Raw genomic sequence first — 6,000 nt, forward strand, 5'->3', positions numbered from 1 at the left:
CTTGTCTGGCATAGCTGCTGCTGGCCATTGCCCCGTCCAACCTATCGAGTACCGTCTAGCCGTGGCACTGAGGCGGGAAAGCCCGATCCGCGGGCGGCGGTTGCGGCTCGATGAGGCGCTGATGGAGCGCGCTTTGATCAGCCCGGTGGGGACACTGTTCGTCCTCCATGTCGCGCCGCGGATCGACAAGACACTGATCCCACGCACCAATGGCCGGCTGAGCTCGGTCGGCTGGGACAAGGTCGGTCTGCTTACTTCGACCGGCGCCAAGTCCGGCAAGCCGCGCACCCAGCCGCTGACGTTTCTCGAAGACGGCGATGGGCTTTTGGCGATCGGCTCCAACTACGGGCGGGCCAACCATCCCGGGTGGAGTGCCAACCTGCTGGCACACCCCGAATGCACCGTTGAGTTCAAGGGACCGCCCGGGCGGTACCGGGCCGAATTGCTCACCGGCGACGATCGCGCCCGGGCATGGGCCATCGCGACCGATTTCTACGCCGGCTACGAGCGCTACCGCACCAAGTGCGCGCCCCGCGAGATCAGGGTGTTTCGGCTGCGGCCGCTGACCGACTGAGCAATCAGCCGACTTTCATCCGGACCGTCACCGTTTCCGTCTTCGGCGGCAGCCCAGTCGTGTCGACGACCAGAAACTCGCCATTGTCCTGCGTCCCGTTGGGCAGGATCTTGGGCTGCAGGCGCATCGGCGGGGTCGCCGAAGCCAGGCCGGCCAGGCCGAAATCGCTGTCGTTGGCGATGACAAGTGTCTTACCGCCGTCTGGGGTGATGAGGCCTTCGATCTTGTCGTGTCCGTAGAAATCGCCGTTGGCCGATAGCGTTCGCAGCAGAGCTTCCAGGTCGAGCTTGAGCGTCTTGACGGCAACGGTGATCCCGGCGGCCCTGAGCTTGGCGACGGCGTCGGTATCCGTGCTGACGCCGATGGCGGTTTCGATCGGAACCCCGTTGATCAGCAGGCCGCCGGCGTCGGGCTGATAAGACGCACCGGGCACCGTCGAGCGGGGGCCGACGTCGGTGGCCCCGGCGATGTCCACCGCGTAGATCTTCTTGTTCGCGTTGGGCGCTGTCTTGCTGTCCCGCTCGACGACCAGGAATGTGGTGGCGCTCAGTGCCGTGATCTCCGATATCGCGACGTCGGTCTCCTGCGGGTTGGCCAGCGGATACAGGTACTCGTGCACGATTTGGGGGTCGACGACGTTGACGGTCACGATGCGGGCGAGCGGCACGAATTTTGCCGGGCCTTGCAGCCCCGGTGTCTGCAACGCCGACTGCATGATCCCCGCTAACATCGTGCCGTCGGGACTGATGGTCAGTCCTTCCATTCCGCGGTTGGGGCTGCGCAGCGACAACTCCTGGGGCAATGTGCGGTCGGACGGTGAAAGGCGTTCCAGCTCTTTGCCATTGGCGTCGAAGTGGATGAGGTAGGGACCGTACTCGTCGGACACCCAGAAATTGCCGTCGAGCGTGGCGACCAAGCCCTCTGGGTCGACTCCGTAGTCCGAAGGCGGCAGCGGCGTGCCGTTGAGGTCCACCGCCGACTCGCCGGTATTCGCCTGCCGATCGACCAGCCCGACCAACGGTGAGCCGTCCGGACCGCGCAGCGCGATCGTCCGCTCGACTGTGGCCACGCCGTCGGCCAGCTTGAGCTTGGCGATATGCGGCTGGAAGTCCGGCACCGGCAACACCTTTTCGTTGGGGGTACGCCCGCCGACGTTGGGGCCGCGGTCGGTGAGGCCGTAGATTTCGTCGGAAACCCCGGGCACCGCGGCGATCCCGGACCCGTGCGCGCTGGCCTTGATGGCGACGCCGCCCATGGTGACCAGGGGCAGCTGATTCTCGGCATAGGTCTTGACGGCGCGACTGACGGTGACGGTGAGTTCGTCGGTACCGGTGAAGCCGGCGTCGGGGGTGTAGGTCATTGCTCCATTTGCGGCGTATGCGATCTTTCCGTGCGCAGGCTTGCCGAAGGCCACGGGTGTCAGGCCACCTGTGGCGGCCAGCATCCGGTCCGGGGTGATCGTGAGAGCGGTTCCGGCCTTGGTGCTCAGGTCCACCTTGCCCGGATGCGCGACCCTGAAGTCGGACGTGCTCGACGAGCAGGCCGTCAGCGCCGTCGATACCGCTACCGTCGCAACCCACCATCTCGTCGTGTTCGCCATGGGCATGATTTAGCAGGAGAAGTTGTCGCGCGGGTAACGGGAGCCGAGATTTGCTAGTGCTTCTTGTCGCGAACCTTGTAGGTCGAGGGCCATGACTTGCGCGACTCGTCGCCCGTCAGCGGCGTGCCCATCCCTCCGACTTTGACGTTGTAGGCCTCCTTACCTGGGCCGACTTCGCGATTGGCGTGCTCCTGGGCAAGGTAATACAGCTCGTCGATGGTGGCTTCGTCGTAGGCGACGAAGGAGGTTTCCCGGACGGCGTCGCCCACCCCGGCAAGCATCCGGTCGGACAGTAGCCGAGACGCCAGAGCCGCCAGACCCAACAGCGAAAACGGAACGACCCAGTAACAGATGAACGACAGCGGCGTCTTCGTGTCGAGGATCGTAGCGTCGCGCAGCACGATCGGCGGGATCACCGATGACAGCGTCATACCGGCAAACGCGGCGACCCACAACCAGGTCAACAACGCGGTCATCCTGGCGAATAGCTCGGTTTTGACCACGTAGGGCGGTTGTTCGGCCGCGGCGAACTCGCGGACGAACGGTTTCCCGCTCAGCAGGCCGGCCAGCGCGCCGAGCAAGATCCCCGCGTTGCTCAGCGGCTGTATCCACCGCGCAATGACCTGCTCACTGAGCGCAAAGGTCAGCACCGTCAGTACCGAAAACGTTGCGACAGCAGCGATTTCAATCGTTCGGCCGGGCTTGTCGGCGGCCCGCCCGACCGCAAACACCGCCAGCGCGATCAACAGCGCGACCGCAACGGCAATCTCGAACGGAACATTGCCGACCAGCACCCAGTAGACGATCCACGGCGCAAAACCAAAGAGCATGCCCACGAAGCCACAGTTTATGGCCGGCGCCGCAACCGCGGCGCGCTGCCCTTTAGCCGTGATGTTCTGCAGCAACTACCACGGCACGCCGCGGCCGGCGGACAGGATGGAGCCGTGACTGCCCTCCGTCTCGCAATGCACCGCGCCTGTGTCGGTGACCTCGCCCTTGGCGCCGAGGCTCTGCACCCGCTGACCGGCGGGCGATATGCAATGTTTCGTGGCTTCTTTTGGTTGCGAGCCGATCTATCTGCGCCGAAAACGCATCTACCAGCGTAAACGCCGTGCCCCCAGTCGGACTCGAACCGACACTGTGCGGATTTTAAGTCCGCTGCCTCTGCCAATTGGGCTATGGGGGCCGGGCGGCGAATGCAGCGCGCGAACGCCGGGTACGAGACATCCGCTCCTAGATGCGAACTCAGAAGACAATAGCGTGCGCCTCGGCCGGAGTTTCAGTAGTAGGATCGCCCGCCGCGCGCCTGGCTACAGTGCCGCCCATCCGGGTCATATGACATAGCCGTATCGCCCGCAAGGAGCTTGTTAAAACTGCCCGCGTCGGCGTTAAGAGGCCGTAAACGTTAGTCACCCCGCGCCTTTCGGCGGCGACTGTGGAGCCGTGGCTGGTTAGCGTTGCGCCAATACACAGGGGTCGTTACGCAAACACACAGGGTTGACCCGGGGAGTCAAAAGGTCGCCATGTTTCACATTAGGAGCAACCAATGTCATTCCTGCAGATAGTGCCGGAAGAGTTGACAGCCGCGGCAACGCAGCTAGGTGCACTCGGTACCTCATTGACCGCGCAGAACGCGGCCGCCGCCGCACCCACCACGGCCATCGCTCCGGCGGCTCTCGATGAGGTATCGGCGCTGCAGGCGGCCTTGTTCACTGCCTACGGCACCCTTTACCAGCAGGTCAGCGCCGAGGCCGCGGCCATGCACGACATGTTCGTGAACACCCTGGGGTTCAGCGCCGGCACCTATGGCGCCACCGAGTCGCTCAACTCGGTGGCCGCGGGTTCGCCGTTCTCCGGACTCATGTCGGGCATGAGCGGTGTTATGCAAGGAAGCTCCGCGGCGGTTCCGGACTCGTTCAACGGTGGCATGGCCAACATGATGAATATCGGAATGGGGAACTGGGCATCGTCCACGTCGAACCTGCTCGGTTTGGCCGGCGGTGGACTGCTTCCTGCGGAAGAAGCCGCTGCGGCCGACGCCGCTCTCGGCGGAGAAGCGGCTCTGGGCGAAATCGGTGCAGCGGAGGCGGCCTTGGGCGAGGCTCCAATTGTCGGGGGTATCGGGGCAGCATCGTCAATCGGCGCGTTGTCGGTGCCGCCGAGCTGGGCCGGGCCGGCCACGCTGGTGTCGAGCACGACCGCATTGCAGGGCGGGGGGTGGACTGCCGCTGCGCCGCAAGCCGCACCCGGGACGTTTATTCCCGGGGTGCCGGGCTTGGCCTCGGCCGCGCGCAACAGCGCCGGATTCGGTGCGCCGCGCTATGGCGTCAAGCCCATCGTCATGCCCAAACCGGTGAGCGTATAGGCGCTTCGCGCAGCACAGTCGCACAAGTCAACGAACAGATTTACTCAAAAGGATTGGTAAACAATGGATTTTGCCGCTTTGCCTCCTGAGATCAACTCCGGGCGCATGTATGCGGGTGCCGGTGCCGGACCGCTGCTGGCCGCCGCGGCAGCCTGGAACGGTCTGGCTGCCGAGTTGTCCGCGACGGCAGCCTCTTTCGAGTCGGTGGTTACGCTGCTGACCGGCGAGCAGTGGCTGGGCCCGGCGTCGCTGTCGATGGCCGCCGCGGCCCAGCCCTACCTAGCGTGGTTGACCTACACCGGCGCCGCGGCCGAGCGTGCCGGCGCGCAGGCCATGGCATCCGCGGCGGCATACGAGGCGGCGTTTGCCGCGACGGTTCCGCCGCCGATCATCGCCGCCAACCGGACGCTGCTCGCTGCGCTGGTCGCAACGAATTTCCTGGGCATCAACACCCCGGCGATCATGGCCACCGAGGCTCACTACATGGAAATGTGGGCCCAAGACGCCATGGCCATGTACGCCTATGCCGCCTCCTCGGCGAGCGCCGGAACACTCAACCCGCTGACCACGCCGTCGCAGACCACCAACCCGGGCGGGGTTGCCGCGCAGTCGGCCGCGGTCGGTCAGGCCGCCGCGGCTGCCACGGTCAACCAGGTCGGTCTGAGCAGTCTGATCACCGACGTGCCCAATGCGGTGATGAGCCTCGCCTCCCCGCTCACCTCGGTTGCCGACGCAACGGGACTGACCGGAGTCATGCAGGCGATCGACGACCTGCTCGCCATGCCGATGGTGGCCAACATCTGCAACGGGGTGATCAACACCGCCGCGTGGTTCGTCATGGCCGCGATTCCCAACGCGATATTCCTGTCGAACGCCCTCGCCCCCACCGAAGCTGCCACAGCCATCGAGGGCGCGGCGGGCGCTGCCGCTGCGGCGGGAGTTGGGCTTGCGGAGTCGGTAGCTCCGGCCGCCGGCACCGGTGTCGCTGCCGGTTTGGGCGAGGCGTCACTGGTCGGCAGCCTGTCGGTGCCAGCCAGCTGGTCGAGCGCCACACCGGCGGCGGCTTCGGCCGCCAGCCTGCTGTCCGGCAGCGGCTGGAGCGTCCCGGAGGAAGCCGGGCCGGTCTCCGGAATGGCCGGGATGCCCGGGATGGCGGCGGCCGCCAAGGGAGCCGGCGCGTACGCCGGGCCGCGCTACGGCTTCAAGCCAACCGTCATGCCCAAACAGGTCGTCGTGTGACGCCGTTAGAAATCAGCCAAAAATGGAGGACATGTCACTCGTTCGAGGCCGGTAATTAACCGGCGCGCCGTAATGTATTCCGCCAAGCGGCCACCACCGCACCCATGCAAGTGCTAGAACTCTTACAACTGCAGACTGCGAGATAAAGGAGACAGGCAACATGGCAACACGCTTTATGACCGACCCGCACGCGATGCGGGCGATGGCGGGCCGCTTCGAGAT

Annotated in this window: 5 protein-coding genes and 1 tRNA gene; 3 read left to right on the top strand and 3 right to left on the bottom strand. The window is 65.5% G+C overall.

Going from position 1 to position 6,000, the window contains the following annotated elements:
• The first annotated feature begins 61 nt into the window (after positions 1–61).
• Positions 62–574: a nitroreductase family deazaflavin-dependent oxidoreductase gene (locus AWC07_RS08720; protein WP_244187532.1), complete on the top strand. Its 513-nt coding sequence runs from the start codon at positions 62–64 to the stop codon at positions 572–574.
• A 4-nt stretch (positions 575–578) separates the two neighbouring features.
• Here the strand turns inward: AWC07_RS08720 and AWC07_RS08725 are convergent, their stop codons facing one another.
• The 3 genes from AWC07_RS08725 to AWC07_RS08735 all read right to left on the bottom strand — a co-directional run bounded on the left by AWC07_RS08725 (position 579) and on the right by AWC07_RS08735 (position 3,360).
• Complete coding sequence (locus AWC07_RS08725; RefSeq protein ID WP_167380037.1) at positions 579–2,180, bottom strand: esterase-like activity of phytase family protein; 1,602 nt, start codon at positions 2,178–2,180, stop codon at positions 579–581.
• Positions 2,181–2,227: 47 nt separating this feature from the next.
• Positions 2,228–3,010 carry a hypothetical protein gene (locus AWC07_RS08730; protein WP_167380038.1) on the bottom strand — a complete coding sequence of 261 codons (783 nt, stop codon included), beginning with the start codon at positions 3,008–3,010 and terminating at the stop codon, positions 2,228–2,230.
• Positions 3,011–3,286: 276 nt separating this feature from the next.
• Positions 3,287–3,360: transfer RNA gene (locus tag AWC07_RS08735), tRNA-Leu, on the bottom strand.
• A 360-nt stretch (positions 3,361–3,720) separates the two neighbouring features.
• Between AWC07_RS08735 and AWC07_RS08740 the strand changes: the two genes are divergently transcribed.
• Complete coding sequence (locus AWC07_RS08740) at positions 3,721–4,539, top strand: PPE family protein, SVP subgroup (RefSeq protein ID WP_036413167.1); 819 nt, start codon at positions 3,721–3,723, stop codon at positions 4,537–4,539.
• A gap of 63 nt (positions 4,540–4,602) precedes the next feature.
• The gene (locus AWC07_RS08745; RefSeq protein ID WP_085105032.1) at positions 4,603–5,778 is read left to right on the top strand and encodes a PPE family protein; all 1,176 of its coding nucleotides are present in this window, start codon (positions 4,603–4,605) and stop codon (positions 5,776–5,778) included.
• The last annotated feature ends 222 nt before the right edge of the window (positions 5,779–6,000 follow it).

It is taken from the genome of Mycobacterium gastri, assembly GCF_002102175.1.
Taxonomy (GTDB): domain Bacteria; phylum Actinomycetota; class Actinomycetes; order Mycobacteriales; family Mycobacteriaceae; genus Mycobacterium; species Mycobacterium gastri.

Excerpts from the sequence above, each read along its gene's own strand:
- AWC07_RS08725 (WP_167380037.1), bottom strand. The coding sequence starts at position 2,180 with ATGCCCATGGCGAACACGACGAGATGGTGGGTTGCGACGGTAGCGGTA.
- AWC07_RS08740 (WP_036413167.1), top strand. The coding sequence starts at position 3,721 with ATGTCATTCCTGCAGATAGTGCCGGAAGAGTTGACAGCCGCGGCAACG.
- AWC07_RS08745 (WP_085105032.1), top strand. The coding sequence starts at position 4,603 with ATGGATTTTGCCGCTTTGCCTCCTGAGATCAACTCCGGGCGCATGTAT.